Source organism: Streptomyces sp. NPDC050743 (assembly GCF_044456925.1).
In the GTDB taxonomy this organism is placed as follows: domain Bacteria; phylum Actinomycetota; class Actinomycetes; order Streptomycetales; family Streptomycetaceae; genus Streptomyces.
This window is the reverse complement of record NZ_JBITGJ010000059.1, coordinates 21,361-48,166: the sequence shown is the minus strand read 5'-3', so window position 1 is coordinate 48,166 and position 26,806 is coordinate 21,361. Positions and strand designations below refer to the sequence as shown.

22 protein-coding genes and 1 pseudogene are annotated in these 26,806 nt (G+C 70.8%); 10 read left to right on the top strand and 13 right to left on the bottom strand.

Features of this window, described 5'->3' with window-relative positions; translation table 11 throughout:
* Nucleotides 1-23: 23 nt before the first annotated feature.
* The 3 genes from ACIBJF_RS36780 to ACIBJF_RS36770 all read right to left on the bottom strand — a co-directional run bounded on the left by ACIBJF_RS36780 (nucleotide 24) and on the right by ACIBJF_RS36770 (nucleotide 3,608).
* Nucleotides 24-1,256, bottom strand: coding sequence for a DUF5667 domain-containing protein (locus ACIBJF_RS36780; RefSeq protein WP_399180483.1), 1,233 nt, complete (start codon nucleotides 1,254-1,256; stop codon nucleotides 24-26).
* Nucleotides 1,257-1,492: 236 nt separating this feature from the next.
* Nucleotides 1,493-2,272: an ECF subfamily RNA polymerase sigma factor, BldN family gene (locus ACIBJF_RS36775; protein ID WP_399180482.1), complete on the bottom strand. Its 780-nt coding sequence runs from the start codon at nucleotides 2,270-2,272 to the stop codon at nucleotides 1,493-1,495.
* Nucleotides 2,273-2,678: 406 nt separating this feature from the next.
* On the bottom strand, nucleotides 2,679-3,608 hold the full coding sequence (locus ACIBJF_RS36770) for an HAD family hydrolase (RefSeq protein ID WP_399180480.1): 930 nt from the start codon (nucleotides 3,606-3,608) through the stop codon (nucleotides 2,679-2,681).
* A 127-nt stretch (nucleotides 3,609-3,735) separates the two neighbouring features.
* Between ACIBJF_RS36770 and ACIBJF_RS36765 the strand changes: the two genes are divergently transcribed.
* From ACIBJF_RS36765 to ACIBJF_RS36745, 5 genes are all read left to right on the top strand, one after another.
* Nucleotides 3,736-4,017, top strand: coding sequence for a glutaredoxin family protein (locus tag ACIBJF_RS36765; protein WP_399180478.1), 282 nt, complete (start codon nucleotides 3,736-3,738; stop codon nucleotides 4,015-4,017).
* A 280-nt stretch (nucleotides 4,018-4,297) separates the two neighbouring features.
* Nucleotides 4,298-5,086, top strand: a complete 789-nt coding sequence (locus tag ACIBJF_RS36760; protein ID WP_399180476.1) for a redox-sensing transcriptional repressor Rex — start codon at nucleotides 4,298-4,300, stop codon at nucleotides 5,084-5,086.
* Nucleotides 5,083-6,798, top strand: coding sequence for a glutamyl-tRNA reductase (locus ACIBJF_RS36755; RefSeq protein ID WP_399180474.1), 1,716 nt, complete (start codon nucleotides 5,083-5,085; stop codon nucleotides 6,796-6,798). The genes ACIBJF_RS36760 and ACIBJF_RS36755 overlap by 4 nt, the downstream gene beginning before the upstream one ends.
* Nucleotides 6,795-7,754, top strand: a complete 960-nt coding sequence (hemC, locus tag ACIBJF_RS36750) for a hydroxymethylbilane synthase (RefSeq protein WP_399180472.1) — start codon at nucleotides 6,795-6,797, stop codon at nucleotides 7,752-7,754. Before ACIBJF_RS36755 ends, hemC begins: the two co-directional genes overlap by 4 nt.
* Complete coding sequence (locus ACIBJF_RS36745) at nucleotides 7,751-9,463, top strand: uroporphyrinogen-III synthase (RefSeq protein ID WP_399180470.1); 1,713 nt, start codon at nucleotides 7,751-7,753, stop codon at nucleotides 9,461-9,463. The genes hemC and ACIBJF_RS36745 overlap by 4 nt, the downstream gene beginning before the upstream one ends.
* 36 nt (nucleotides 9,464-9,499) lie before the next feature.
* Here the strand turns inward: ACIBJF_RS36745 and ACIBJF_RS36740 are convergent, their stop codons facing one another.
* Together ACIBJF_RS36740 and ACIBJF_RS36735 are read right to left on the bottom strand one after the other, a co-directional pair.
* Nucleotides 9,500-9,676, bottom strand: a complete 177-nt coding sequence (locus ACIBJF_RS36740) for a DUF397 domain-containing protein (protein ID WP_399180468.1) — start codon at nucleotides 9,674-9,676, stop codon at nucleotides 9,500-9,502.
* Nucleotides 9,673-10,454 (bottom strand): annotated as a pseudogene (locus tag ACIBJF_RS36735) (helix-turn-helix transcriptional regulator). The gene ACIBJF_RS36740 and the pseudogene ACIBJF_RS36735 overlap by 4 nt, the downstream one beginning before the upstream one ends.
* A gap of 455 nt (nucleotides 10,455-10,909) precedes the next feature.
* Here ACIBJF_RS36735 and ACIBJF_RS36730 point away from each other — a divergent pair.
* On the top strand, nucleotides 10,910-11,905 hold the full coding sequence (locus ACIBJF_RS36730; protein ID WP_399180466.1) for a helix-turn-helix domain-containing protein: 996 nt from the start codon (nucleotides 10,910-10,912) through the stop codon (nucleotides 11,903-11,905).
* 145 nt (nucleotides 11,906-12,050) lie between these two features.
* Here ACIBJF_RS36730 and ACIBJF_RS36725 read toward each other — a convergent pair whose 3' ends face one another.
* Nucleotides 12,051-13,043, bottom strand: a complete 993-nt coding sequence (locus ACIBJF_RS36725; RefSeq protein ID WP_399180464.1) for a phospholipase D-like domain-containing protein — start codon at nucleotides 13,041-13,043, stop codon at nucleotides 12,051-12,053.
* A gap of 236 nt (nucleotides 13,044-13,279) precedes the next feature.
* Here ACIBJF_RS36725 and hemB point away from each other — a divergent pair, with 236 nt between their 5' ends.
* Entirely contained in the window at nucleotides 13,280-14,272 is a 993-nt protein-coding gene (gene hemB, locus ACIBJF_RS36720) for a porphobilinogen synthase (RefSeq protein ID WP_399180462.1), read from the top strand.
* Between the two features lie 90 nt (nucleotides 14,273-14,362).
* On the opposite strand, the gene ACIBJF_RS36715 is transcribed toward hemB, so the two are convergent.
* On the bottom strand, nucleotides 14,363-15,181 hold the full coding sequence (locus ACIBJF_RS36715) for a DUF4253 domain-containing protein (RefSeq protein WP_399180460.1): 819 nt from the start codon (nucleotides 15,179-15,181) through the stop codon (nucleotides 14,363-14,365).
* Nucleotides 15,182-15,315: 134 nt separating this feature from the next.
* Here ACIBJF_RS36715 and ACIBJF_RS36710 point away from each other — a divergent pair, with 134 nt between their 5' ends.
* Nucleotides 15,316-16,470, top strand: a complete 1,155-nt coding sequence (locus tag ACIBJF_RS36710; RefSeq protein ID WP_399180458.1) for a hypothetical protein — start codon at nucleotides 15,316-15,318, stop codon at nucleotides 16,468-16,470.
* A 74-nt stretch (nucleotides 16,471-16,544) separates the two neighbouring features.
* On the opposite strand, the gene ACIBJF_RS36705 is transcribed toward ACIBJF_RS36710, so the two are convergent.
* Nucleotides 16,545-16,931, bottom strand: a complete 387-nt coding sequence (locus tag ACIBJF_RS36705; RefSeq protein WP_399180456.1) for a VOC family protein — start codon at nucleotides 16,929-16,931, stop codon at nucleotides 16,545-16,547.
* Nucleotides 16,932-17,004: 73 nt separating this feature from the next.
* Between ACIBJF_RS36705 and ACIBJF_RS36700 the strand changes: the two genes are divergently transcribed.
* Nucleotides 17,005-17,988, top strand: coding sequence for a helix-turn-helix transcriptional regulator (locus ACIBJF_RS36700; RefSeq protein WP_399180454.1), 984 nt, complete (start codon nucleotides 17,005-17,007; stop codon nucleotides 17,986-17,988).
* A 47-nt stretch (nucleotides 17,989-18,035) separates the two neighbouring features.
* On the opposite strand, the gene ACIBJF_RS36695 is transcribed toward ACIBJF_RS36700, so the two are convergent.
* The 5 genes from ACIBJF_RS36695 to argS all read right to left on the bottom strand — a co-directional run bounded on the left by ACIBJF_RS36695 (nucleotide 18,036) and on the right by argS (nucleotide 24,892).
* The gene (locus tag ACIBJF_RS36695; protein ID WP_399180452.1) at nucleotides 18,036-18,620 is read right to left on the bottom strand and encodes an SUKH-4 family immunity protein; all 585 of its coding nucleotides are present in this window, start codon (nucleotides 18,618-18,620) and stop codon (nucleotides 18,036-18,038) included.
* Nucleotides 18,621-18,630: 10 nt separating this feature from the next.
* Entirely contained in the window at nucleotides 18,631-20,370 is a 1,740-nt protein-coding gene (locus tag ACIBJF_RS36690; protein ID WP_399180450.1) for a nucleic acid/nucleotide deaminase domain-containing protein, read from the bottom strand.
* 136 nt (nucleotides 20,371-20,506) lie between these two features.
* Nucleotides 20,507-22,186 (bottom strand): hypothetical protein, encoded by a 1,680-nt coding sequence (locus tag ACIBJF_RS36685; RefSeq protein ID WP_399180448.1) that lies wholly within the window; start codon nucleotides 22,184-22,186, stop codon nucleotides 20,507-20,509.
* Complete coding sequence (locus tag ACIBJF_RS36680) at nucleotides 22,183-23,061, bottom strand: nucleic acid/nucleotide deaminase domain-containing protein (protein WP_399180446.1); 879 nt, start codon at nucleotides 23,059-23,061, stop codon at nucleotides 22,183-22,185. Before ACIBJF_RS36680 ends, ACIBJF_RS36685 begins: the two co-directional genes overlap by 4 nt.
* 64 nt (nucleotides 23,062-23,125) lie before the next feature.
* Nucleotides 23,126-24,892, bottom strand: coding sequence for an arginine--tRNA ligase (gene argS, locus ACIBJF_RS36675; protein WP_399180444.1), 1,767 nt, complete (start codon nucleotides 24,890-24,892; stop codon nucleotides 23,126-23,128).
* 147 nt (nucleotides 24,893-25,039) lie between these two features.
* On the opposite strand from argS, the gene lysS reads away from it, so the two are divergent.
* Nucleotides 25,040-26,779: a lysine--tRNA ligase gene (gene lysS, locus ACIBJF_RS36670; protein WP_399180443.1), complete on the top strand. Its 1,740-nt coding sequence runs from the start codon at nucleotides 25,040-25,042 to the stop codon at nucleotides 26,777-26,779.
* The last annotated feature ends 27 nt before the right edge of the window (nucleotides 26,780-26,806 follow it).

The following is a 26,806-nucleotide window of genomic DNA, read 5'->3' as shown; positions in this document are numbered from 1 at the left end:
CCGGTGTCGTTGCCGTACCGGCGTCAGTGCGTGTCCTCGCTGTCGATGCCCAGGCCCGGCAGGAGGCCGGGGAGGAGCGGGGGGAGGGTGACGTCGGGGGCGGCGGACGGGGATTTGCCGGCGGACGGGGCGCTGGTGCCGGTGCCCGTCTTCGGTGGGTCCAGCAGGCCGCCCGTGTCGCCGCCGAGCAGACCCTCGCCGCTGCTGCCGGTGGCGGAGCCGCTCGGGTCGCCCGGGCGTGCGTGCCGGCCGGAGGACGGGGTGGTGCTGGTGGAGCTGGGCGCCGTCGACCGGTGGTCGCCGGAGGAGCCACCGGATGCGGAGCCGGAGCCCTGCCGCTTGCCGTCGCGGCCCTGGGCGGGTGCCTGCGGGAGCAGGGACTGCAGCGGGGCGACCTCCTGGTCTATGGCGTCGAACACCGACGACACCTGCTCTTTGACGTCCCCGAGCTGCACGGGCAGCTTGTCGCTGAGCGCGCTCCACGCCTCGCGGTGGGAGCGGGAGAAGGTGGACAGCGCCTGGATCGGGCCGAGCGACTTGGGGTCGGCCTCGTAGGCCTCGTGGAGCAGGCGGTGGCCCTCGGTGACGTCCTGCTGCATGCCGGAGAGCGTGCGGCGGATCTCGCCGATGGACTCGTGGTCCAGGTGGCCGCCGCGGCCGCGCTCCAGCAGCCGGCGGGCCTCGTTGAGCCGGGTGGAGGCCTGGTCGAGATAGGTCTGGCCGCGCTGGTCGTCGCCGTCGGTCAGATAGTTGAGCTTGAAGTCCTCGATGCCGCGTTTGAGGCCGTAGAGGGAGTCACCGGGCAGGGCGTCCGAGCTCGCGGCGGCGACTCCGCCGAAGGCTCCCGCGGCCACGCCCACGCTGAGCCCGCCCGCCGCGAGCCCCTTGGTCAGCCGGGAACGCGGCCGGAGTTTGCCCAGCGGGCTCGCCCGGTGCGCGCCCCGGGACCGGGATGAGCGCTGTTCCGGTACGGACGCGTCCGCCGCCCCGGTGCCCTCCTGGAGCATGGCCTCCATCGCGGCCACCAGCTGGGCGCGCTGCACGACCTTGACCTCGGGATCGAGGTGCGGCTTCGGCAGTGCGCCGAGGTCCGCGGCCAGGGCCAGCAGCTCGCCCTGCTCGGTCCGCTCCTCGGCGGTCGGCGGGGAACCCGCCGGTCCTACGGACTGCTCTGCCGCCGTGTCCCGGTCGGGCTGTTCTTCCAGGGCCTGGGCGAAGGCGTTCGCCCGCCGGTGCGCCGATACGTTCGCGATCACTGGCGGCACCTCCTCTCGTCATGACGGTCGACTCCCCAGGGGGTCCTGAGGGTTGCACGCCCGCGACCACTTCACACGATCGAGCGATCAGGGTCGGCCAGGACGTGACCACAGGGAGCCTGTATCCCGCACAACGACTGGCGCGGCACTTGGGTTACGCACGGCGGGTGCCCGGATCGCAAAGACAACAGACGTTCACGGAACGTGAGTTGTTGTTGCCGAGAGTCACCTGTTTTTCAGCGGGCGTCGTCCGGCAGCAGACGGGCCAGCGTGCGTACGGCGCGGTACTGGAGGGTCTTGATGGCGCCCTCGTTCTTGCCCATGACGCGAGCGGTCTCGGCGACGGAGAGGCCCTGGAGGAAGCGGAGCGTCACGCACTCCTGCTGCTGCGGGTTGAGCCGGCGCACGGCGTCCAGCAGGGCGGCGTTCGACAGCGACTCCAGGACGGAGTCCTCCGGGGAGCGCTCGACCTCGTTGGCGTCGAGCATCTCGCCGGTGGTGACCTCCAGGCGGAAGCGGCTGGACTTGAAGTGGTCGGCGACGAGGTTGCGGGCGATCGTCACCAGCCAGGCCCCGAAGTCGCGGCCCTGCCAGGTGAAGGTGCCGATCCTGCGCAAGGCCCGCAGAAAGGTCTCGCTCGTCAGGTCCTCGGCGGTGGCCCGGCCGCCGACGCGGTAGTAGATGTACCGGTACACCGTGTCGCTGTACTGGTCGTACAGCCGGCCGAAGGCCTCGGCCTCGCCGGCCTGGGCGCGCTCGACCAGGTCCATCATCCGGGCGCTGTCGCTGTCCGCGGCCGGGCGGCGGGCGGTGGCGGCGCCGGCGGAGCGCCCTCGTCTGCCCACGGCGGCGCTGCCTTCGGCCAGTGCGTAGCACGGGCCGACGGGCGTGGCGGTGGCGAGGGCGGGGACGGCGTACGCGGTGGGGACGAGGCCGCGCAGCGTCTCTTTGACCGTTGCGACAGTTGCGCGCAGCGTAGCCAGGCCCGAGGCGTCAACCCCGACGTGTGGGTACACGGGACTCCCAGAGGCAGAGCTTCCATCACGTGCAGTGCGGGACCGTTCACCCGTCGTAGCGACGGAGGGGTACCGGTTTGCGTCTGAGGAGAATAACGCTTCGTGCAGGCACTGCTACACCGAGTTGCTCAAATCATCGATTGCGTCGCATCTGTTACCGATTGACGCCACCTCAAGTGCCGTAGCCTGATCGCTTGTTGACCGAAATCTGGCCGGTTTCGGCGAGGTACAGCGCGTGTTGAAGTGGCCGCGGCATAATCCGGGCGCGGAAGCCGAGGGAGGGGCTCGGGGCGCAGCCGCGAGCGCCCCGTGGGGGCGCGGGGAACCGCGCTGTCGGCCCGCGACGGGCCGTGGCCGGGGACGGCCTCCGGACCTGCGGCGCTGATCCGTCTCCGCCGGCCAGGACTTATCGGCGCCGTCGGCTCAGCGCGATCGCCGCCGCGGTGCCACCGGCCACCGCGCCCACGCCCGCCGCCGCCGGAATGCCGACCTTCGCCGCCTTCCGGCCGGTGCGGTAGTCCCGCAGGCGCCAGTCCTTCTCGCGGGCGTGCTTGCGCAGCTTGGTGTCGGGATTGATGGCGTAGGGGTGGCCGACGAGGGAGAGCATCGGGATGTCGTTGTGGCTGTCGCTGTAGGCCGCGCAGCGGGAGAGGTCGAGGCCCTCGGCCGCGGCCAGCGCGCGAACCGCCTCCGCCTTCGCGGGGCCGTGCAGCGGCTCGCCGACCAGCTTGCCGGTGTAGATGCCGTCCACCGACTCGGCCACCGTGCCGAGCGCGCCGGTGAGGCCCAGGCGGCGGGCGATCACCTGGGCGATCTCCACCGGGGCCGCCGTGACCAGCCACACCTTCTGCCCGGCGTCCAGGTGGGCTTGGGCCAGGGCGCGGGTGCCGGGCCAGATGCGGTCGGCCATGTACTCGTCGTAGATCTCCTCGCCGATCGACTCCAGCTCGGCGACCCGGTGGCCCTTGACGATCGACAGCGCCGAGTCACGCGCGTCCTGCATGTGCTCGGGGTCCTCGACGCCGGCCAGCCGGAACCAGGCCTGCTGCCAGGCGAACTTGGCGAGGTCGCGCGTCTCGAAGAACTTCCGCTTGTACAGGCCCCGGCCGAAGTGGAACAGGGCGGCGCCCTGCATGACGGTGTTGTCGAGGTCGAAGAAGGCAGCCGCCTTGTCGTCGCCGATGACGGGGAACTCCGGTTCCCTGTCATCGGCCTGCGGGGTTTCCTGCGCCTCCTGCGAGGACTTGCGGGCAGCCTCCGCCGAGGCCTCGCCTGCCAACACGCTGCGCGCCGTGGCGGAGCGCCTACGAGGAGTGAGCCATCCGAGAGCGGCCATGTCGTGAGCATAGCCAGTTTGTTCGGTGCTTCCGGCAGTCCAGAGGTTGGATGCGTGTGAACTCTCCGCGACCGAGCCGTTAAAGAGCCGATCCGAAGCGTGCGCGGCACGCGCGACAATGGCCGGTATGAGTCCACTTTTCCGCCGCAAGGCCGACGCCGCCGATCCCCGCGACCGACTCGTCACGCTGATCCGCAAGCCCGGCTGTCATCTCTGCGACGACGCGCAGGTCGTGATCGAGAAGGTCTGCGCGGAACTCGGCGTGTCCTGGGAGCGGAAGGACATCACCGAGGACCGGGACCTCCATGACCGGTACTGGGAGCAGATCCCGGTCGTACTGGTCGACGGTGAACAGCACACCTTCTGGCGCGTGAACGAGGAGCGGCTGCGCCGGGCACTGACCGACTAGTCCAAACCGGCCGGAAAGTCGCTTAGGATCGACGGCGGTCTGATCTCGGGGGCGGGATTCGTGAGGAGAGTGTGCGGTTTTGCCCCCAGTAACGAAGGAGCGCCGGTGCGTATGCACCGGTTCCCGTCGACGCCGTGAAAGGTGCGTGACCCCGGTCACTTCTGCCGGGCAAATCGGACACCATCTTTGTGCACGCGTTCACAAAGACATAGCCTGCTGTCGACGGGGCGGTCTGGGGACGTATGACCGCCTGCAGCCCCGCTCTACCCGCAGGAGCACCGTGGCAACTGGCCGAACACACCGACCGGCGACCCGTAGCCGAGGGATTCCCGAGGCCACCGTCGCCAGGCTTCCCCTGTACCTCCGAGCCCTGACCGCGCTGTCGGAGCGCTCGGTACCCACGGTCTCCTCCGAGGAGCTGGCGGCCGCGGCGGGGGTCAACTCCGCCAAGCTGCGCAAGGACTTCTCCTACCTGGGCTCCTACGGAACGCGCGGTGTCGGCTACGACGTGGAGTATCTCGTCTACCAGATCTCCCGTGAACTCGGCCTGACCCAGGACTGGCCGGTTGTGATCGTCGGTATCGGTAACCTCGGCGCCGCCCTGGCCAATTACGGCGGGTTCGCCTCCCGTGGTTTCCGGGTGGCCGCGCTGATCGACGCCGATCCCGCGATGGCCGGAAAGCCGGTCGCGGGCATCCCCGTGCAGCACACGGACGACCTCGAGAAGATCATCAAGGACAACGGGGTGTCCATCGGCGTCATCGCCACCCCCGCCGGTGCCGCCCAGCAGGTCTGCGACCGGCTCGTGGCCGCCGGGGTCACCTCCATCCTGAACTTCGCGCCGACCGTGCTGTCCGTCCCGGACGGCGTCGACGTGCGTAAGGTCGACCTCTCGATCGAACTCCAGATCCTCGCCTTCCACGAGCAGCGCAAGGCCGGCGAGGAGACCCCCCTGGAGACCGCGGTGGGCGAGGGCGCGCTTCCCTCGGCCGCTCCCCGTGGCGCAGCCGCCGACGATTCCGCAGACCAGGGGCCCGACGGGGACGTACCCGCCGTGATGCCGGCATGAGTCTCCTCGTCGTCGGGCTGAGCCACCGCAGCGCGCCGGTCAGTGTGCTGGAGCGGGCCGCGCTGAGCGCGGACGCCCAGATCAAGCTGCTGCAGGACACGGTCGCCGCCGAGCCGGCCACCGAGGCCGCGGTGCTCGCCACCTGCAACCGCATCGAGCTGTACGCCGACGTGGACAAGTTCCACGCCGGTGTCGCCGAGCTGTCCACGCTGCTCGCCCAGCACAGCGGCGTCGGCCTGGAGGAGCTCACCCCCTACCTCTACGTGCACTACGAGGACCGGGCCGTCCACCACCTGTTCTCGGTGGCCTGCGGCCTGGACTCGATGGTCGTCGGCGAGGGGCAGATCCTCGGCCAGATCAAGGACTCCCTGGCCACGGCGCAGGACCTGCACACCGCCGGCAAGCTGCTGAACGACCTGTTCCAGCAGGCCCTGCGGGTCGGCAAGCGCGCCCACTCCGAGACCGGCATCGACCGCGCTGGCCAGTCCCTGGTCACCTTCGGCCTGGAGCAGCTGGCCGTCGGCGGAGCCGTCGAGGACTGGGCCGCGGGCAAGAAGGCGCTGGTCATCGGCGCCGGTTCGATGTCCTCGCTGGCCGCCGCCACGCTGGCGCGGGCCGGGGTCGCCGAGGTCGTCGTCGCCAACCGCACCTTCGAGCGCGCCGAGCGGCTCGCACAGATACTGACCGGCGCCGACGGCAACGCGGTGACCGCCCGCGCGGTACGGATGGATGCCGTGCCGGGCGAGCTGACACGTGCCGACGTCGTCGTCTCCTGTACCGGGGCGACCGGCCTGGTGCTCACTGCGGAGGCGGTCGCGCAGGCGGTCGAGGGCCGCACCGGCGCCCCCGTCGCCGAGATCGCCGACGGCGCCCGTCCGACCGATGACCGAGGCGTCCGTACGGCCCCGAAGGCCACCGCGGCCCCCCTGCCGCCCACCACCGTCGGCACCGACGAGAACTGCCCCCTGGACCTGGCCGCCGCACAGCCCGGCTTCTCCCTCATGGGCGAGGCCGCCGTCGCCGGTATGGACGCGGCCACCCTGGAGCAGCACGCGGCCTGGGCCGCAGGCAAAACGATCGACCGCCCGGGCCGTCGCGGCCCCGAGGCGGACGCCGAGCTGATCACCGCGCTCGCCGCGACCGCCGCGACCGTGGGCCGGATCCCCGAGCGGCGCAGGCCGGAGCCGGTCGCCGAGCGCCCGGCGCCCTTCCTCTTCCTGCTCGACCTGGCCATGCCCCGGGACATCGACGCGGCCGTGCACCGGCTGGCCGGGGTGCGGCTGGTGGACATCGAGTCGCTGGCGGAGGCCTCCGCCGACGCGCCGATGGCGGCCGACGTCGACCAGGTTCGGCGTATCGTCTCCGACGAGGTCGCCGCCTTCGGGGCGGCCCAGCGGGCGGCGCACATCACGCCGACCGTGGTCGCACTGCGCACCATGGCCGCCGATGTCGTCGCGGGCGAGATCGCGCGGCTCGACGGCCGCCTGCCCGACCTGGACGAACGCCAGCGCGGCGAGATCCGGCAGGCCGTGCACCGGGTCGTCGACAAGCTGCTGCACGCGCCGACCGTACGGGTCAAGCAGCTCGCGGCCGAGCCCGGCGGCGCCGGGTACGCGGACGCGCTGCGCACCCTGTTCGACCTGGACCCCGAGACGGTCGCCTCCGTCTCCCGGGCCGGGGACAGCACAGAAAAGAAGGACCGACCGGCATGACTGAGAAGGCACTGAGGCTGGGGACCAGGCGCAGCAAGCTCGCCATGGCCCAGTCCGGGCAGGTGGCGGAGTCCGTCCGCCGGGTGACCGGGCGGCCCGTGGAGCTGGTCGAGATCACCACGTACGGCGATGTCTCCCGCGAGGCGCTCGCGCAGATCGGCGGCACCGGCGTGTTCGTCACGGCGCTGCGCGACGCGCTGATACGCGGCGAGGTCGACTTCGCGGTTCACTCGCTCAAGGACCTCCCGACCACGCAGCCCGAGGACCTGGTCCTGGCCGCCGTACCGGTGCGCGAGGACCCGCGGGACGTGATCGTCGCCCGGGACGCGCTGAAGTTCACGGACCTGCCGCGCGGGGCGCGCATCGGCACCGGTTCGCCGCGCCGCATGGCGCAGCTGAACGCGTACGCCCGCGCCCACGGCCTGGACATCGAGACGGTCGCGATCCGCGGCAACGTCGACACCCGGATCCGGTACGTCCACGACGGCGAACTCGACGCCGTCGTACTGGCCGCCGCCGGACTGAACCGGATCGGCCGGATCGACGAGGTGACCGACTTCCTGTCGGTCGACACGGTTCTGCCCGCCCCCGGCCAGGGGGCCCTGGCGATCGAGTGTGCCGCGGGCAACGCGGACCTGATCGCGGCGCTCGGCGAGCTCGACGACCCGTTCACGCGGGCCGCCGTGACCGCCGAACGGTCACTGCTCGCCGCCCTGGAGGCCGGCTGCAGCGCCCCTGTGGGCGCGCTGGCCGACCTCCTGGCCGACGGGCAGATTGTCAAGGAAATGCGCCTGCGCGGCGTCGTCGGCACGACCGACGGCACCCGCATGGTGCAGCTGTCCACCACCGGTCCCGTGCCCCAGACGCACGACCAGGCGTTGGCACTCGGTCGCGACCTCGCCACCGAGATGCTCGCCCAGGGCGCGGCCGGTCTGATGGGGGAGCGAGCACATTGAGCCCCACCGCCCTTCCTGCCGCCGGTCCGGAACACGGGCACGTCACCTTCCTCGGTGCCGGACCCGGAGATCCGGGACTGCTGACTCTGCGCGCCGTGGAGGCGCTGTCGAGCGCGGACGTCCTGGTCGCCGAGCACGAGGTGCTCGACGTCATCCGGACGCACGCCCGACCGGGCGTCTCCGTCGTGCAGACCGACGCCGATCCCTCTTCGGTCCCGCCGCCGGGCATGGGCACGCCCCAGCTGACGGTCGTTGACGGCACGTCAACAACCGCCGCTGTCCCGGCCGCTGCCCGGGATGCCGCTCATCTTGTCATGGAGGCTGCGCGGGGCGGCAGGCGGGTCGTCCGTGCGGTGTCCGGGGACCCGGGACTTGATACGTACGCGGCCGAGGAAATGCTCGCCTGCGCCGCCGCCGGGGTGCCCTTCGAGGTGGTCCCGGGTGTCGCGGCGGCGGTCGGCGTGCCCGCGTACGCCGGTGTGCCGCTGCGCGGCGCCGAGGGCGCGGACGTCCGGTTCGTGGACGCCCGTACGGCGTCGGACCGCTGCTGGACCGAGGTGGGCGCGTCGGACGGCACGGTCGTCGTCTCGACGACCCTCGACTCGGTGGCCGCAGCGGCCGGTGAACTCGTGTCCGCGGGCCGCAAGCCGGACACCCCCCTGACGGTGACGATCGCCGGTACGACGACGCGACAGCGCACCTGGGCGGCGACGCTCGGCACGATCGCGCAGACCCTGAAGCAGGCGAAGGTGCTGCCGTCGCCGGACGGTGGCCGGCCGGTGATAGCCGTGGTCGGTGAGCGTTCCACCGCCGCCCGGCGCGACCAGCTGTCGTGGTTCGAGTCCAAGCCGCTGTTCGGCTGGAAGGTGCTCGTGCCGCGCACGAAGGAGCAGGCGGCGTCGCTCTCCGACCAGCTGCGGTCCTACGGAGCGGTGCCGTACGAGGTCCCGACCATCGCGGTGGAGCCGCCGCGCACCCCGCAGCAGATGGAGCGAGCGGTCAAGGGTCTGGTGACGGGACGCTACGAGTGGATCGCCTTCACGTCGGTCAACGCGGTGAAGGCGGTGCGGGAGAAGTTCGAGGAGTACGGCCTCGACGCGCGTGCCTTCGCGGGCATCAAGGTGGCCGCGGTGGGCGAGCAGACGGCCAAGGCGCTGGTCGCCTTCGGCGTGAAGCCGGACCTGGTGCCGAGCGGGGAGCAGTCGGCCGCGGGTCTGCTGGAGGACTGGCCGCCGTACGACCCGGTGTTCGACCCGATCGACCGGGTGTTCCTGCCGCGCGCCGACATCGCCACCGAGACGCTCGTCGCCGGGCTCATCGAGCTCGGCTGGGAGGTCGACGACGTGACCGCCTACCGGACGGTCCGCGCCTCGCCTCCGCCGGCCGAGACCCGCGAGGCGATCAAGGGCGGCGGCTTCGACGCGGTCCTCTTCACGTCCTCCTCGACGGTCCGGAACCTGGTCGGCATCGCGGGCAAGCCGCACAACGTGACGGTGATCGCCTGCATCGGCCCGGCCACGGCGAAGACGGCCGAGGAGCACGGCCTGCGGGTGGACGTCATGGCCCCGGAGCCGTCCGTGCACAAGCTGGCCGAGGCGCTGGCCGACTTCGGCCTGAAGCGGCGGGCTGCCGCCGTGGAGAACGGGGATCCGGTGACGCGGCCGAGTGAGCGGCGGCCGGGGGCGCGGAGGCGTCGCTCCACGACGTGAGGTGTGGCGGGTGCCCTGTCCAGGGCACCCGCACGCTCAGTGGTCGGCGGCGTAGGGCAGGAAGGTCGCCCACGCCGTGGGGGCGAGGGCAAGGCGGGGGCCGGTGGGATTCTTGGAGTCGCGGACGAGGATCTGGTCGGGGGCGGTGGCCACCTCGACGCAGTCGGGGCCATCAGGCGTGCTGTAGCTGCTTTTTATCCACTCCAGCTTCATGTCTCTCCAAGCACTTTCTCGATGAAGGCCAGCGACTCCCGAGGGGTGAGAGCCTGTGCGCGGATGATCCCATAGCGGATGTCCAGCACCTGAACCTCTTTCGGGTCGGTGATCACGCGGCTGACGAGTTGGACCTCGTTGTGTCCGACAGTCTGCCGTCCCGCAGCCGCAGCAGCCTGAACGAACCCGCCAGACCGGCGTTGTCCTCCCGCTCCAAGGGCAGGACCTGCAAGTCGACGTTCCTGAACTGACCGGCGTCCAGCAGGTGTTCGAGCTGCCTTCGCATGACCATCCTGCCACCGACGGGGCGCCGCAGCGTCGACTCACATTGGACGAAGCTGAAGACTCGCAGCGGCGCTTCGGCGAGGATGTCCTGGCGCGCCAGGCGGGCTGCCACGTGCTGTTCCAATTCCTCCTCTGTGAACGGAGGCCGTCGGGTGGCCATCGACGCGCGCACGTACTCCTCCGTCTGCAACAGCCCATGGATCACGGAGTTGTTGTAGGCGCACAGCTCGACCGCCTCCGCCTCCAGCTTCTTCAGATCCCGCACCTTCTTCGGGTACCGGACCTCCGCCACGTCCGTCTTCATCGCCGCGATCCGGCCGCCCGCACCCAGGGCCTCGTCCGCCGCGTCCAGGTACTCCGGCCGGGGAATCCGCCGCCCCCGCTCCACCGAGGAGACCAGCTCCTCCCCGTAGCCGATGGCCGCTCCGAACTCGGCCTGGGTGAGGCCTGCCGCCTCCCGCCAGAGCTTCAGTTGCCGTGAGACCGTCCGCATGACGGCTCCGGCCTCGTCGTCTTCCAGCTCCGCGTCCCAGTCGCTCCCGTACGTCGTCCTCCCGTCACCAGCGGGCTGCCGTTCTTCACAGGCTAAGCGCGCTTGGACACGCTGAGTGACGTGAACGAGCAAATCTCCACCCTCCCCACCTCGGCGCACCTCGCACCGGCGCCGGGAAACGGGTGATCCGGTGGCGCTGCGGCCGGGGCTTCGGGCCGTAAAAGACCAAAGAACCCGGGGAAAAAACCAACCAACCAAACCAAACCTCGCGTAGGTCACCCGGGTGGGTGAATCCGGTCGATCTGGCTGGCGCGGCGGCGGCACGGGCGGGCAGTCTCGCCCCGAGGCAATTGCCTCTGTCACAACTCCGCAAGCCCACACATGCATCGGCCCCCGCCGGGACGGCAATCCCAGTGCGAGGGCCTGACCAACGAGGAAGATGGAGCCTCTTCCCCATGGCTGAGAAGAAGCCTAACGCTGTCCGGCGCACGATTCCGGGTGTTCGGCGATCCACCACCCACTCCGGTGTCACCCACGTACGCACGTACCACTCCGGGCAGTACGTCGTCGTAGGCAACCACCTTGCCCAGCACCGCGAACTGTCCCTGACCGCCATCGGACTCGCGACCCACATCCTGTCGGTGCCCGAGGGCACTCCGGTCGACATCCGCAGCCTCGCCGAACGCTTCCCCGAGGGACGGGACCGCATCGCTGCCGCGCTGCGCGAGTTGGAGGCGCACGGCTACCTGGCGCGGGTCCGCGAGCACACGGAGTCGGGCCGCCTGGTCACACGGACGTACGTCCACCACACCCCCGTCCCGGCTCGCGCCGCCGCCATCGCGCCCTTGCGCGTGGCCGAGCGTCCCGCGTCAACGACCGGTACCCGCGACCCTCGGCCCGAGGCAGGCGCGGAGGCACAGGAACCGCCCGAGGAGGACGACCAAGCCCCCCACCGCGACGACGCACCCGAACCCGCGCCCGAACCCGAAGCCGCGCCCGCGCAGCCCGCCCGGCTTGCGCCGGACACCCCCGCCGACCGGCGTCACGACAGGGCCGTTGCCCTCCTCGCGGGTCTGCGCCGCACCGACGACCGCCTCGCCCTCTCCCAGCGGCAGGTGGACCGACTCGCACCCGCCGTCGCCGCGTGGTTCGCGGTCGGCATCACGGAGGCCGCCGTTCACCGCGCTCTGACCGTGGGTCTTCCGGAGGACATGCAGCACCCGGCCGCTGTGCTCGCCTACCGGCTCCGTGCGATGCGGCCGGTACCGCTCCCCGCCCGCCACGCACCGTCACCGATCAGCGGGGTCGAGGCGGCCGGAGCCACCCGTCGATCCGACCCGCTCCAGAACTGCGACGGTTGCGACCGCGCCTTCCGCTCCCCGCACCCCGGCCGCTGTCGTGACTGCCGCGCCGGCCAAACGATGCCGGGCGAGGGCGCGTGCGCCGCATGAGCCCGCTGTACTGGCCCGTGGGCCTCCGGTCCCGGCTGGCTCCCGCCGCCGACCGGGCGCAGTTGGTCGACCGGGTACTCACGGACTTGGGCGGACACTGAGCGGCAGGCGGGTGCGAAGGGCGGCCGCCTGCCGCTCGCGCCGGTCAGGCCGTCGTACCGCCCGCGTAGTCGCTGTTGAACGTCGTCTCGACCGTCCGGGCCACCGGCTGGGCCACGCCCGTGCCGGTCAGGATGATGCCCAGCTCCCGGTTGTTGCTGAGGGAGTTGCTGCTGATGTTCATGGAGCCGGCCTCGACCTCCTGGGTGGACAGGCCGTAGTCGGCGACCATGGCCTTGGCGTGGATGTAGAAGCCGTTGGGGTCGGAGTAGCCGACGACCGTGCCGCCCGCGGCCTTGATGGCGGAGACCTCGCTGGAGTAGCTGGAAGGATTCTCCAGGACCACGCGGACCTTCACGCCGGCCTTGGCGCGGGCCACGATCGCGTTGACCACCGTGCTGTCGCTGAACTCCAGTTCCTCGACGTCGAGGGACTTGGTCGCGGAGTTGATGAAGGACACCAGGCGGTTGCGGGAGTCGTTGGGGGACCACAGGAGGTGGTCGCCGTCGGTCGGGGTGACCGAGGTGGCCGTGTAGTCGGCGTTGAAGACCTTCTCGATGGCGGCGACGTCGCGCGTGTCGTCGGTGAAGACGCCGTAGTCGCGGCTGGTCGTGTAGTACTGCGCCGTCAGGTTACCGGTCATGACCAGGGACTTGACGCCGTCGACGGTGATCGTCTTCTGGTGGGTGTAGACGAAGGCCGACGACGACCAGACCACGCCTATGCCCGCGTTCGTCAGGGACGTGTACGCCGAGTTGTTGGCGGTCTTGTGCTGGCGGTCGAGGATGACGCGGACCGTGACGCCCTTGTTCTTCAGGGCTATGAGGTCGTTGACGGCCGTGGTGTCCTCCAGCTCGTACATCGTCATGTCGAGCTTGCTGGTGGCCGAGTTGATGAAGTCGTAGATCGTCGGCTGGCTGCCGGTCTGGGAGAAGGCGAAGGCCGAGTAGCTCGCGGCGTTGGCGGGGACGGCCGTGGCGACGACGGCGGCGCCGGCGGTCAGGGCGATGGTCGCGCGGGTGAGGACCTTCCGCAGCATGCGTGTCTCCTAGGTGAGCGTGAGCGCACGGGGAGGGGGTGGCGCGGGCATGACACCACGCGCGTAGAACGCCCGGGAGGCGCGCGGATCCAGGGATCGCCAGGAGAGCGCAAAGACTTCGTATGACGGCGCCGGTTTGTCCGGGAATGGGCCCGCTGCGGGCCGCCTAGGAGCCGGCGGCCGGTCCGACACGGCGTCGGCAAAGACGGGGGCCGGGCGGGCGTAGCGTAGAGGGCATGACGAAGTACGGATCCTTCCCCGGTACGCGTCCCCGGCGGCTGCGCACGTCGCCCGTCATGCGCCGCATGGTCGCCGAGACGCGCCTGCACCCGGCCGACTTCATCCTCCCGGCGTTCGTCCGGGAGGGCGTGAGCGAGCCGGTGCCGATCGCCACCATGCCCGGTGTCGTCCAGCACACCCGCGACAGCCTGAAGAAGGCCGCGCTGGAGGCCGTGCAGGCCGGGATCTCCGGGATCATGCTGTTCGGCGTGCCGGAGGAGGCCAAGAAGGACGCGCAGGGCACGGCCGGCACGGACCCGGACGGGATCCTGCAGGTCGCGCTCCGGGACGTGCGCGCCGAGGTCGGCGACGACCTGCTCGTCATGTCCGACCTGTGCCTGGACGAGTTCACCGACCACGGGCACTGCGGGGTCCTGGACGCCGAGGGCCGTGTCGACAACGACGCGACCCTGGAGCGGTACGCGGAGATGGCCCAGGTGCAGGCCGACGCCGGCGCCCACGTCGTCGGGCCGAGCGGGATGATGGACGGTCAGATCGGCGTCGTCCGCGACGCGCTCGACCAGATCGGGCGCGAGGACGTGGCGATCCTCGCCTACACCGCCAAGTACTCGTCCGCCTTCTACGGCCCCTTCCGCGAGGCCGTCGCCTCCTCGCTCCAGGGCGACCGCAAGACCTACCAGCAGGACCCGGCCAACTGGCGCGAGTCCCTGCGGGAACTGTCCCTCGACCTGGAAGAGGGCGCGGACATGGTCATGGTCAAGCCGGCCGGACCGTACCTCGACATCCTCGCCCGGGTCGCGGACGCCGTGGACGTGCCCGTCGCCGCCTACCAGATCTCCGGCGAGTACGCGATGATCGAGGCCGCCGCCGAGAAGGGCTGGGTGGACCGGGACCGGGCCATCTTCGAGACGCTGACGGGCATCAAGCGCGCCGGGGCCCGCACCATCCTCACCTACTGGGCGACCGAGGTGGCGCGGAAGCTGCGCTGAGCCGGGGCGCGAACACGCTGCGGCCCTCGGGCCGGCTCGGAGTGGAGCCGGCCCGAGGGCCGCATGTTTTTCGGGGAGCTCCGGCCGGGCTCAGTCCCACCAGAAGGTCCAGGCGGGCGCCCCTATCAGGTCCTTCGCGTAGGCGCGGAAGGTGTCCTGCTCGCCCTGGAGCACATTGTCCGGGCAGAACGCGAAGTGCTCCGCCGCCACCGCCTCGGCGTCCTCCTCGGTGGTCGGCGGAGCCGCCACCGAGACGACGAGGGAGTCCAGGCCGAGCGCCACGACCCGTATGCCGAACCGGTCCTCCCAGGAACGCAGCACCGCGCACATGCGAGCCACGTCACTCTCGTAGTTCACCGGCCCGGTCCAGCCGATCGCCGCCGGTATGTCGGCGGACCGGCGGGCCGGGACCAGGGCGAGGTGCGCCTCCTCGATCATCGCGCCCCGGCCGCCCCTGAGCGCGTCGGCGACCTGCGCGGCGCGGGTATCCGGGTCCGCGGCGAGCGCGCCGGCCGGGGCGAGGCCGGGCCATTCGTCGCCGAACGGCTCGAGGTCCTCGGTGATCTCGTCGTCCTCCGTCTCCTCCGCCCAGTACTCCGCCAGGACGTCCTCGGCGTCGTGATCGCCCGGGTACGACGTGTAGCCGGGCCGCAGCGCCCAGTTCTCCAGGCCGCCCCGGGACGCGGCCAGGTCCACGAGCACCGGCAGCAGACCGGCGCGGGCCGCCGGCGCGCCCAGCGCCTTCCACGTGCCCGGCGCGGCCGGCTTCTCCGCGTGCCACAGGAGCGGTTCGTGCCAGGGGCCGTCGTGCGTCAGGTCGACGAGCCTGCCGGGCGGCAGCTGGAGCCCGAGGGTACGGCCGCTGGGGTCGGTGGCCAGCTTGGGCAGCGGGTTGGGAAGAGTCGCCATGCCAGTGACTGTAAAGGCCGCCACTGACAACGCCGTTGACCGGCCTCGTCCGAGGAACCCACGGCTTCCGAACCATCTCTTACCGGTTGGTGTTGTGATGGATGAGGGCAGGGTGACGGGAAGGATGGAGGAACGTGCGGATCGGGCGTTACCCGGTGCGGTGGCACATCGTGCTGCTCACGCTGTGGACGACCGTCTGGTTCCTGGTGGCCGAACGCCACGCGGCCGTGTCCTGGCACTATCTGCGCCAGGGCGAGCAACTGCTCTTCGGCCAGGCCTCCGGCGGCGGCCTCGCCCTCTACGCCAACCACCCCGAGCTGCAGATCGGCCCGGTCAGCTTCCTGGTCGCCGGCCTCTTCGCGCCGTTCCCACCCGGCCTGGGCGGGAGACTGGCCGACGCGTTCATGTCCGGGCTCGGCCTGTACATGCTCGTCCTGGTCGGCCGCGCCGCCGCCGACCACTACCTCGGCACCGGCGTCAACCACAAACGCCTCCAGCAACGCGTCCTGGTCGCCGGGGCGGCCTTCATCCCCATGTGGGTCGAGGTCTCGGTCCGCTTCGCCCACCTCGACGACGTCCTGGCCCTGTTCTTCACCACGCTCGCGGTACGCGCACTGGTCCGGGGCAACGCGACGGCGGTGGGCGTGTTCCTGGCCCTGGCGGTCGACTCCAAGCCCTGGGCGGTCGGCTTCCTGCCGTTGCTGCTCGCCCTGCCCCGCCCAACCCGTCTGCGCGCGGAGACCTGGACCCTCGCCCTGGTGGCGGCGGCCTGGCTCCCCTTCTACCTGACCCACCTGGAAACCCTGCACGCGGCTCGCTTCGCGATCCCCAACCAACCGGCGTCCTCTCTGCGCTGGTTCGGCGTGGACGACCCCGCGACGCCGTGGTGGGACCGCCCCGCGCAGATGGCCCTGGGCGTGGGCCTCGGCGCCGTGGCGGTACGACGGGGCCGCTGGCCGGCGGTGGTCTTCCTGGCCGCCGACGCCCGCATCCTGCTCGACCCCAGCGTGTACACGTACTACAACGCCTCGGTCCTCCTGGGCACCCTGATCTGGGACTCGATCGGCCAGCGCCGCCTGGTCCCGTGGGTCAGCTGGATCGCCTTCATCTCGCTCTACGGCGGCGCCCTGCTGATCCCGTCCGACTCCACCCGGGGCTTCATACGCCTGGCGTTCTGCGTCGGCTCGGCGGCGTACGTCCTGCTGTGGCCCCAGCGGGCCCCTCGCGGCTGCCGCCGGGGCCGACGCGCACACCGCGAGCCGGTCGACGGGACCCTCGTCAACAACTGACAGTCATCAAGCAACACTTCGTCACGTATTGGAGCAGCGGCTGTCAGGCGGACGCTCAGGGGTCCCTCACGACGTCAAACCAGCGTCGTGATACAGAACGGGTGCCCGGCCGGATCGAGCAGCACCCGCCACCGCTCCCCGCCCGGCTGGAACTCGGGCTTTTCCGCGCCCAGTTCGAGCAACCGCTTCTCGGCGGCGTCCAGGTCGTCCACGCCCAGCTCGATGTGCGCCTGCTTCTCCTGGGCCGGGTCCGGCCAGGTGGGCCGGCGGTAGTCGGCGAGGCGGTTGAAGCCCAGGCCCGTCGAGCCCTCCTTGCCGAGGAAGACGAAGTCGTCGTCGGAGAAGAGGACGGACATGCCGAGCAACTCGCTGTAGAAGTCGGCCAATTCCTTGGGGTCGGCGCAGTCGAAGGTGACGGCGGCGAAGCGGAACGCGGGTGCGGATGACGTCTCTGTGCTCATGCCGAGGACGGTAGGACATGACCAGGACAGTTCCGGTCCTGGTCATGTCGGTTCCTGTGCCAGACTTCCCGCCGTGCTCAGCTCCTCCGCCCGCCTCCTGCGCCTGCTGTCGCTGCTGTCCTCCCGTCCTTCCTGGACCTGTGCCGAACTGGCCGAGCGCATGGAGGTCACCGACCGCACGGTCCGCAGGGACATAGCGAGGCTGCGGGACCTCGGCTACACCGTCGACTCCGACGCCGGCCCCTGGGGCGGTTACCGCCTGCGCGCCGGCTCCCGCGTGCCGCCGCTGATCCTGGACGACGAGGAAGCGCTGGCCGTGGCGGTCGGCCTGCGCGGGGCCGCCCTGAGCGACGCGCTCGGCGGGGACCAGGCAGCCCTCTCGGCTCTGCTGAAGCTGCGGCAGGTGCTGCCCCGGCACATCGCGGACCGCCTCGGCGACCTGGACGACGCGTTCGTACGCCTCCCGGGTGCGGACGGGACCGACGGACCGCACATCCGGCCCGGCCTGCTGCTGGAGCTGGCCGTCGCCTGCCGGGAAGGCCGCCGGGCCCGGATGTCGTACACCGACGGAGCGGGCAGGGGCACGACCAGGGAGGTGGATCCATACCGACTCGTCCACACGGGGCGCCGCTGGTACTTCGTGGCGCGGGACGTCACGCGCGCCCAATGGCGCACCTTCCGCGCCGACCGGGTGGACCGCCTCCAGCCCACCGTCCACCCGGCAGACCTCACCGACGCGCCGGACCCGGCCCACCTGGTCTCCCGCAACATCGCGAACGGCCCCTACCCGCTCTCGGCGACCATCCGCCTCCCGCTCCCCGTCAGCGAGGCGCTACGGCTGATCCCGCCCACGGTCGGCACCCACCGCCCCGACGGCCCCGATGCCACGGTGGTCGACATCGGCGGCCCCGACCCGGACGGCCTCGCCCGCTACCTCCTCGGCCTGGCCACGCCCTTGCGCGTCCTCGCACCGGACTCGGTACGACAGGCACTGGTACGCCGGGCGCGGGAACTGGCCGAGGACAACGCGCGCGCCATGGACGCGCCCCCCGACTAGCCGTCGTCGGAAGGGCGTGAGCCCCGGTGGCCGGTCTTCCGTGCTCGTCAGGTGTAGATGCCGGTTCCCAGGTTGTCGAAGAGTTCGTTCCATTCGCTGTAGGCGTGAGCGAAGGGCAGCGGGTCGATGCGCCGGATGTCGGCCATCAGCGCCTCGACCTCCTGCCAACGACGAGCATCCTCGTGTTCGGGGTCTTCGCCCTCTGCCCGCTCGAAGGAATCGATGTAGCCGACGAAGGAGACCACGGTCTTCGCCAGGGACGAAAGATCCTGGTGGATCGGGATCAACTCCTGTGTCGCGTCCGTGTACTGGTACACCACACCGGTTTCCGGATCGATCACTACGGCGTTGATCGGAAAGTTCCCGATGGGCACGACTTTGTCGACACCCTCCGGGAACGTCCAGCCCCGCTCAGCGCGGGAGGCGCGGTCCCACACCAGGTCGGGATCGAAGGCCTCGGGAATGCCGAACGGAATCTCCCAGTCCTCCGAGGACGGAATTCCCACCTCGGTGAGAAACGTGAGCGTCTCTCCGCTGAACCCGTACTGTGCCGCGGTATCTTCGGGCAGCAGGTGCACGTCCTCTTCACCGACCACTTCGGCCAGGCTGTCGTGATCCAGACTGAAGAGCACCCTGTGAACCTCACTTGGCCTGTCGCGCGGCCTCCATCGCCGCGCCGTCCGCTTCCGTCATCATGCCACGGCTCAGGCCGTACTTTTCGTGCCAGTCTCGTAGGTTCTGGCGGTACGCCTTGTGTTCGGCGTCCTTGTTGGGATCGGGTTTTCCATCGGGGCCCGGCGTCTGGTCGTACTTGTGGGAGTGCGTGATGTCCATGTCGTGCTTGAAGTGTTCGGCGAGCCACTGATCGCACCATGAACTTGCGGCCTGACATGGTTGTCGCTCCGTGTACAGGGGGCTCAGCCCGTCAGGGTTGCCGTCCCTCAGCACGGGGTAGCCGATGGTTCGCTCGGAGTGGACGCCCTTGCTGTGTCCGACGAGGATGAACTTGTTTCCGTTGGAGTCGACGTAGTGCGCTGCGGCGTAGTTGCCGCCTGCGTAGTCCTTCTTCGAGTAGCGCGCCAACTGCGTGGCGTAGGCCAGATCGCTCTCCTCGTCCGGACCCAGCCGCCTCGACTGCACTTTCGGGTTGGCGTCGTCGGGCTTGAGGGCATAGGGATTGTCACCCTTGTCCACCGAGGACCGGTATCGCCAGACCTTGCCGCCCCTGACCAGGTCGGGCAGATCCGGCTCGGTGCCGTCGATCTTGGTCGGCGTGCGGCCGTCCGAATGGAGCCTTTCCACCGTGCCGTTGTGGTTGAGCAGGTACACCGGGGTGTTGCCGTCCCCGTGGTGATCCGTCTCGATCCCCTTGACCCGGTGCCCGATCTCGATGTCGTTGCCCTTGTGCAGACGCGAGATTCCCCTCGCCCGGTCAGGGACGGTCTCGGTGATGTGCTTTCCGACCTTGACGAGAGCCCTCTCGCAGCCGTGCAGGGCACCATGGATCATCGAGTCGAAGGTCTGGGTGAAGGGGTCCTTGCCCCTGGTGCGGCCGAACAGGCCCTTGGCCCGGCCGAGTGGGGCGGCGCTGTTCGCGTGGAGTTCGCTGCCGTGGAAGGAGAGCTTGCCGGCGCCGGACTCGAACTCCTCGTGGTCGATGTGGAGGTCACCTCCCGCACCACCGCCGGACGCCGAGGCCAGTTCCATGCCACCGCCGCCTCCCGCCGAGGCCAGCTTCATGCCGCCGTGGCCGTGCCCGGCATCGGCGCCGCCGTCACCGCCAGTGCCGGTGGGGGCGGGCGGCAACGTGAACGCGTCCTCCGCCAGATTCAGCACCGCGTCCTCGATCATCGCCTCCAGCTTGGCGTTGACCGGCTCGGTGACCTTGGCGATCAGTTCGTTCACGATCTGGTCGGCGGCCTCGTCGATGATGCGTTTCACCAGCTGGCGCATGGCCGTGACCTCCGCCGCGCCGAGCACGGCGGACAGGCCTCCCGTGACGAAGGCCAGGCCGACCGAGAGGCCCACCGAGCCGGCCATGACGGCGAGTTCGGCCTCGGCCTTCGTCTTCATGCCGAAGACGATGTCCGCGACCACGTCCAGGGCGTCGGCGAACAGACGGGCCAGCTCCGGGATCTTGTCCAGGTGGCCGGCCTTGACCTGGTTCCAGTGGGTCTGCATCGAGTGGACGGCCCAGCCCTTGGACGAGGCGAGGATCTGCTCCACCGCCTTGTGCGCGTCCGCTCCGTGGCCCTCGAACTTGTCGGCGAACTCCCGCATGGCCGTGGCCATGTGGCGGTAGTCGTCCTCGTCGACGTTCGGGAAGTGGATGCCGATGTAGTCGAGGACCTGGTCCAGCCAGCCCGGAATCGTGTAGCCCATCCCCCGTGACGCCCCCTCGTCCTCCTGATTGTCGGATGAGTAGTAAAACCCTAACGGTAGGCGGGCGTTGGGAGGCAAGGGTGCCTGGCTGCTCTATGGCGTGACTGTGACAACACCTGCTGGCGGTCGCTCCGGTTCAGGCCGGGCGCAGGTGCACCAGCGTCTCGTCCGTACCGATCAGGAGCGTCCCGGCAAGGGTTACGGCCAGCGAGCGCACCGGGGCTCCCGGCCAGTACGCGCGGACCGTCCCCTCCTCGTCCAAGGTGTGGTGCTCGACCAAGCCGTCCGCCCAGCCGATGGCCAGTACCGGTGATCCGGCGTCGGTGGTCGCTGCCGCCAGGGCCGTCACCGGGCAGGCCCGCGACCGAACAGGGGAAGCGAGTGGCTCGGCCCCAGGGGCCCACGCCCGTACCGCGCCGTCGTACCCACCGCTGTAGATCAGGGGGATGCCCCGTCCGTCCTCCGGTGTCGCCAGGCGCAGGGCCGCCACGGCCGCGACCTCGCCCTGGTGCAGGTGCGCCACCCACGACCCCGACTCCGCGTCGGCTGCGGAGAGGGCGTGTACTCGGCCCGCGACGTCCCCGGTCGCGAGCAGTCCCCCGGAAAACGCCAACGCGGCCACATCGCCGCCCAGTTGGGTCTGAGCCGTCTCCGTCAGCCGTTCCAGTGGCGTCGGCCCGTCCTCCAGCAGCGCCGCCAGACCCGTCGCCCTCGGCGCCGAGGGACTGTGCCGGGTGTGCAGCCTGCCCTGCGCGTCCAGGACGAGTACGTCCCCCTCCGGCGTGGCCGCCACCGCGCGCACCCCCTGCACCGGCTCCGGCAACCGGCCGGCCGGAGCCGCGTCCGCCTCGCCGACAAGGCGGACCGTGCCCTGGTGATCGGCCACCGCCAGCGTCCCGGCGAGCTTCCCGCTCCCCGACGACAGCGCACGTGCCGGTCCCGGCCACGGCGGGCGCACGTCGCCCCGCACCCTGCGCCAGACCACCCGCCAAGCGGCACCCTCGGCCAGCGCGGCGAGCGCCTGCGGCAGCCGCGGGTCGGCCTCGTCGCCCAGCGCCGCCAGGAGCACGACGGCCCGGTCCGCCGGTGTCTGCTCCCGCGTCAGGGAAGCTCCCGCCCGCAGCCACGCCGCGCACAGGCCTCCGTGAGCGTCACCGGAGCGTTGGTAGCCCAGGGACACCTGCCAGGGGTCCGCTGCGCAGACCGCCGCCGGATCGTCCAGATCCACTGGCGCCTTCGCGTCCTCGGACGCCGCCCGGCGGTCGGTCGGCTGGTCAGCCGCCCACGCCGCGTACCGCTCCGGATCCGTCCACTGCGCCTGGTCGAGGTCCATCACGGCCGAGGGCACGGCCGTGAGCGCCGCGGCCTCGGCGTTCTCGCTCCGGACCTCCACCAGCAGCCGTACCTGCGGCAACTCCGACAAGGCCAGCGCCAGTTCGGCGACCGGCCCGGCGTCCTCCGCTCCATGCAGCTCCGGCAGCGCGATCACCGTACGGCGCTCGTCGGCCGCCAGCGCCTCGACCAGCTCGCCCGGGGTGCGGGCGGCCACCGACAGCTGCTGGGCCAGGGTCCAGGCCGCGGTCAGGGCGGTCCGGCCGGACAGGGGGACGAAGCCGTGGATCCGGCGTTCCGGCTGCGTCCCCTCCCGCGTCCCGTGCCCGATCAGCCACGCCAGCAACGTCGACTTGCCGCATCCCGCGCTCCCGGTGACGACACACAGGCGAGGAGCCGTCGGATCGGCCAGCCAGGAGAGCAGCGCGGCGGCCGCCGGTTCGCGGCCCGCCGCCGGGCGGGACCACTTCAGCGCTCCGCTCACCGGCGGCCCGCCTGCTGCGCCGCCTGCGTGATCAACTCCTTGAGGCCCTCTTCGCGTGAGTCCGCGGTGGAGCCGTAGTCGAAGCTGTGCGTGAACTCCGCGTGCGGGAAGGTGGCTTGCAGCCATACGGCGCAGTAGTGGCCCGGCATCATGCACGGCTCCAGCTCGCAGTAGACGCGTCGGACCTGCTCCGGGGCCACCCCTTGCGCGTGCAGGCGCTGCCAGACCAGTTCCTCGGGGTGCGGGCGTCCCGGGCCCGTGGCGTCGGTGACGATCTGCTTGGCGCCGGACGCGTCGACGTACTCGAAGGCGGAGGAGAACGGGAAGTTCAGCGTGTGCCGTACGTCGTCCAGCACCTTCGGCCACCAGCTCTCGCGCTCCTCGAACGCGGCGGCGTCGATCCGGCGCAGCTCGGCGTTGAGTTCGCGGAAGGCGGCGGCGGCCACCGGGAGGCTGGTCGAGGCGGCGATCACCGGCATGCGGCGGTCCAGGGCGGCCAGCGAGGCGTTGAAGGCCAGGATGTCCGAGCTGACGAACATGTCGTCCTCGTCGAGGCCGAGGAACACCGCCTGCACCGCGCCGTCCGGACGCACGCACAGGTGGGCCAGCGGGTCGCCGCCGATCCGCAGCCAGTTCTCCCGGCCGTCGGCGGGTGCGGGCAGCCCCTGGTGGCCGGCGGTGATCCCCAGGGTCGGGTCGTCGGTGTCACCGGCGGCCGTGAAGTAGGGCTGCACGTGCAGCGGGACCCCCGTGTCCGCCAGCGCCTCGCGGGCCGCGTCGGGCAACTGGACGCCGTAGGAGGCCGGCACCGTGAACCGGCGCATGCCGTCCGCGCCGAAGTGGGCCGTGGACGGATCGGGGACTCGCTCGGACATCGGGCTCCCTCAGAGTCTGCGGAGACGGGTCTGCAGCAGACTCTAAGGGCTGCCCGTCAGAGGGTCAGAGCTTCTCCGGAGTCCGGATGCCCAGCAGGGCCATGCCCCGGTGCAGGGTGCGGGCCGTGATGTCGCACAGGAAGAGGCGGTTCTCCACCTGGGCCGGCGTCTCGGCCTTCAGGACCGGGCACTTGTCGTAGAAGGTCGTGTACAGGGACGCCAGCTGGTAGAGGTAGGCCGCCAGCTTGTGCGGGGCGTACTCCGCCGCCGCCTCCGTCACCGTCTCGGCGAAGGCGTCGGCGTGCAGGCCCAGGGCGCGCTCGGCCTCCGTCAGTTCCAGCTCCGGGTGCGCGGCCGGGCGGGTCTCGCCGGCCTTGCGGAGGATGGACTGGATGCGGGCGTAGGCGTACTGCAGATACACGCTCGTGTCGCCGTTGAGCGAGACCATCTGGTCCAGGTCGAACTTGTAGTCCCGGTTCGCCGACGTCGACAGGTCCGCGTACTTCACCGCGCCGATGCCCACCTGGGCTCCCCGCTCGGCGATCTCCTCCTCGGACAGGTCCTGGGCCTTCTCCCGTACGACGGCCGAGGCGCGGTCGATCGCCTCGTCGAGGAGGTCGACCAGGCGGACGGTCTCGCCCTCACGCGTCTTGAACGGCTTGCCGTCCTTGCCGAGGACCGTGCCGAAGGCCAGCTGGAAGGCGGTGACGTCCTCGTTCAGCCAGCCGGCCCGGCGCGCCGTCTCGAAGACCATCTTGAAGTGCAGGGCCTGGCGGGCGTCCACCACGTACAGGAGCGTGTTCGCCTTGAGGTTGAAGACGCGGTCGCGGATCGCGGAGAGGTCGGTGGCCGCGTAGCCGTAGCCGCCGTCCGACTTCTGGACGATCAGCGGGACCGGGTTGCCGTCCGGGCCCTTGATGTCGTCGAAGAAGACGCACAGGGCGCCCTCGCTGCGGACCGCGACGCCCGACTCCTCCAGGAGGCGGCAGGTCTCCGCGAGCATGTCGTTGTAGCCGGACTCGCCGACGATGTCGGGGTCGCGGATCTCCATGTCCAGCTTCTCGAAGACGGAGAAGAAGTAGATCTTCGACTCGTCCACGAACTTCTGCCACATGGCGAGCGTGTGCGGGTCGCCGGCCTGGAGGTCGACCACCCGGCGGCGGGCCCGCGTCTTGAACTCCTCGTCGGAGTCGAAGAGCTTCCGCGCGGCCTTGTAGAGGCGGTCGAGGTTCGACATCGCCTCCTCACCGGTGACCTGGGCCTCCTTGTGGTCCAGCTCGTGCGGGTGCTCGTCCAGGTACTGGATGAGCATGCCGAACTGGGTGCCCCAGTCGCCGATGTGGTGGCGGCGGACCACGTTCTCGCCGGTGAACTCGAGGAGCTGGACCACCGAGTCGCCGATCACCGCCGACCGCAGATGGCCTACGTGCATCTCCTTCGCCACGTTCGGCTGCGCGTAGTCGATCACCGTCGTGCCCGGCTGCGCGGCGGTCGGCACGCCGAGGCGGCCCGTCTCGTCCGCGTACCGCGCGGCCAGGTTCGCGGTGATCGCCCGGTCCGCGATCCTGACGTTCAGGAAGCCGGGGCCGGAGACCTCGACGTCCTTGATCAGCTCGTCACCCGTCACCACGTGGGAGACGACCTGCGTCGCCAGCTCCCGCGGGTTCGCCTTCGCCTTCTTGGCCAGGGCCAGGATCCCGTTGGCCTGGAAGTCGGCCCGGTCGCTTCGTCGCAGCAGCGGGTCCGCGCCGGCGGCCTCCGGCAGGGTGGCCGAGAGGGCGGACGCGAGGTGCTGCTGGACGTTGTCGCTGAGGGACGTGACCGAGGCCATAGGAATGGGTGCCGTTCTCCTCGTGGATGGATAGTCCCAGCCAGTATCCCATGGCAGGTAAAGCCGTTTTCGCCGTCGCATCCCGGTCTGTGAGAATGGAGTGTCACCCCGATCAGACGGAGTGCCACCCCGTTCAGAAAGAAGGACGTGCCGATCGTGGCTCTGAGCACCGAGACCACCGACTGGGTCTCCCGTTTCGCGGATGAGGTCATCGAGGAGTCGGAGCGCCGGGCCCCGGGCAAACCGGTCGTCGTCGCGTCCGGACTCTCGCCGTCGGGTCCGATCCACCTCGGCAACCTGCGCGAGGTCATGACCCCGCACCTGGTCGCCGACGAGATCCGCCGCCGCGGGTACCAGGTCCGGCACCTGATCTCCTGGGACGACTATGACCGGTACCGGAAGGTCCCGGCGGGTGTCGCGGGCATCGACGAGACCTGGGCCGAGCACATCGGCAAGCCGCTGACCTCGGTGCCGGCGCCGCGCGGATCGTCGTACCCGAACTGGGCCGAGCACTTCAAGGCCGCGATGACCGCCTCGCTGGCCGAGCTGGGCGTCGAGTTCGACGGGATCAGCCAGACCGCGCAGTACACCTCCGGCGCCTACCGCGAGCAGATCCTGCACGCCATGAGGCACCGCGGTGACATCGACGCGATCCTCGCCCAGTACCGCACGAAGAAGGCCCCGAAGAAGCAGCAGCAGAAGGCCGTCGACGAGGCCGAGCTGGAGGCCGAGGAGGGCTCGGGCGCCGCGTCCGAGGACGACGGCAGCTCCGGCTCCGCCGGCTACTTCCCGTACAAGCCGTACTGCGGCAACTGCGAGAAGGACCTGACGACCGTCACCTCCTACGACGACGACTCCACCGAGCTGGCCTACACCTGCACCGCGTGCGGCTTCGCCGAGACCGTCCGGCTCAGCGAGTTCAACCGCGGCAAGCTGGTCTGGAAGGTCGACTGGCCGATGCGCTGGGCGTACGAGGGCGTCGTCTTCGAGCCGAGCGGTGTCGACCACTCCTCGCCGGGCTCCTCCTTCCAGGTCGGCGGGCAGATCGTCGGGATCTTCGGCGGCAAGCAGCCGATCGGCCCCATGTACGCGTTCGTGGGTATCTCCGGCATGGCGAAGATGTCGTCCTCGCGGGGCGGGGTCCCGACCCCCGCCGACGCGCTGAAGATCATGGAGCCGCAGATCCTGCGCTGGCTCTACGCCCGCCGCAAGCCCAACCAGTCCTTCAAGATCGCCTTCGACCAGGAGATCCAGCGGCTGTACGACGAGTGGGACAAGCTGGCGGCGAAGGTCGCCGACGGTTCCGCGCTGCCGGGCGACGTGGCCGCGTACACGCGCGCGGTCGGCACGGCCGGCGGTGAGCTGCCGAAGACGCCGCGCCCGCTGCCGTACCGCACGCTGGCGTCCGTCGCCGACATCACCGCCGGGCACGAGGACCAGGCACTGCGGATCCTCTCCGAGCTGGACCCGGAGCAGCCGCTGGCGTCCCTGGACGAGGCACGGCCGCGGTACGACCGGGCCGAGGCCTGGATCAATACGCACGTCCCCGCCGACCAGCGGACCATCGTGCGCGACGAGCCCGACGCCGAGCTGCTGAAGTCCCTCGACGAGGCCTCCCAGCAGTCGGTGCGGCTGCTGCTCGACGGGCTCGCCGAGCACTGGTCGCTCGACGGGCTGACCCACCTCGTGTACGGCGTGCCCAAGGTGCAGGCCGGGTTCCCGGCCGACGCCACGCCGAAGGAGCTGCCGGCCGAGATCAAGACGGCTCAGCGGTCCTTCTTCGCCCTGCTGTACCACCTGCTCGTCGGGCGGGACACCGGGCCGCGACTGCCCACGCTGCTGCTCGCGGTGGGCCAGGAGCGGGTGCGGCGGCTGCTCGGGGAGTAGGAGCCCGCGGGAAAGCGCGTGAGAAAA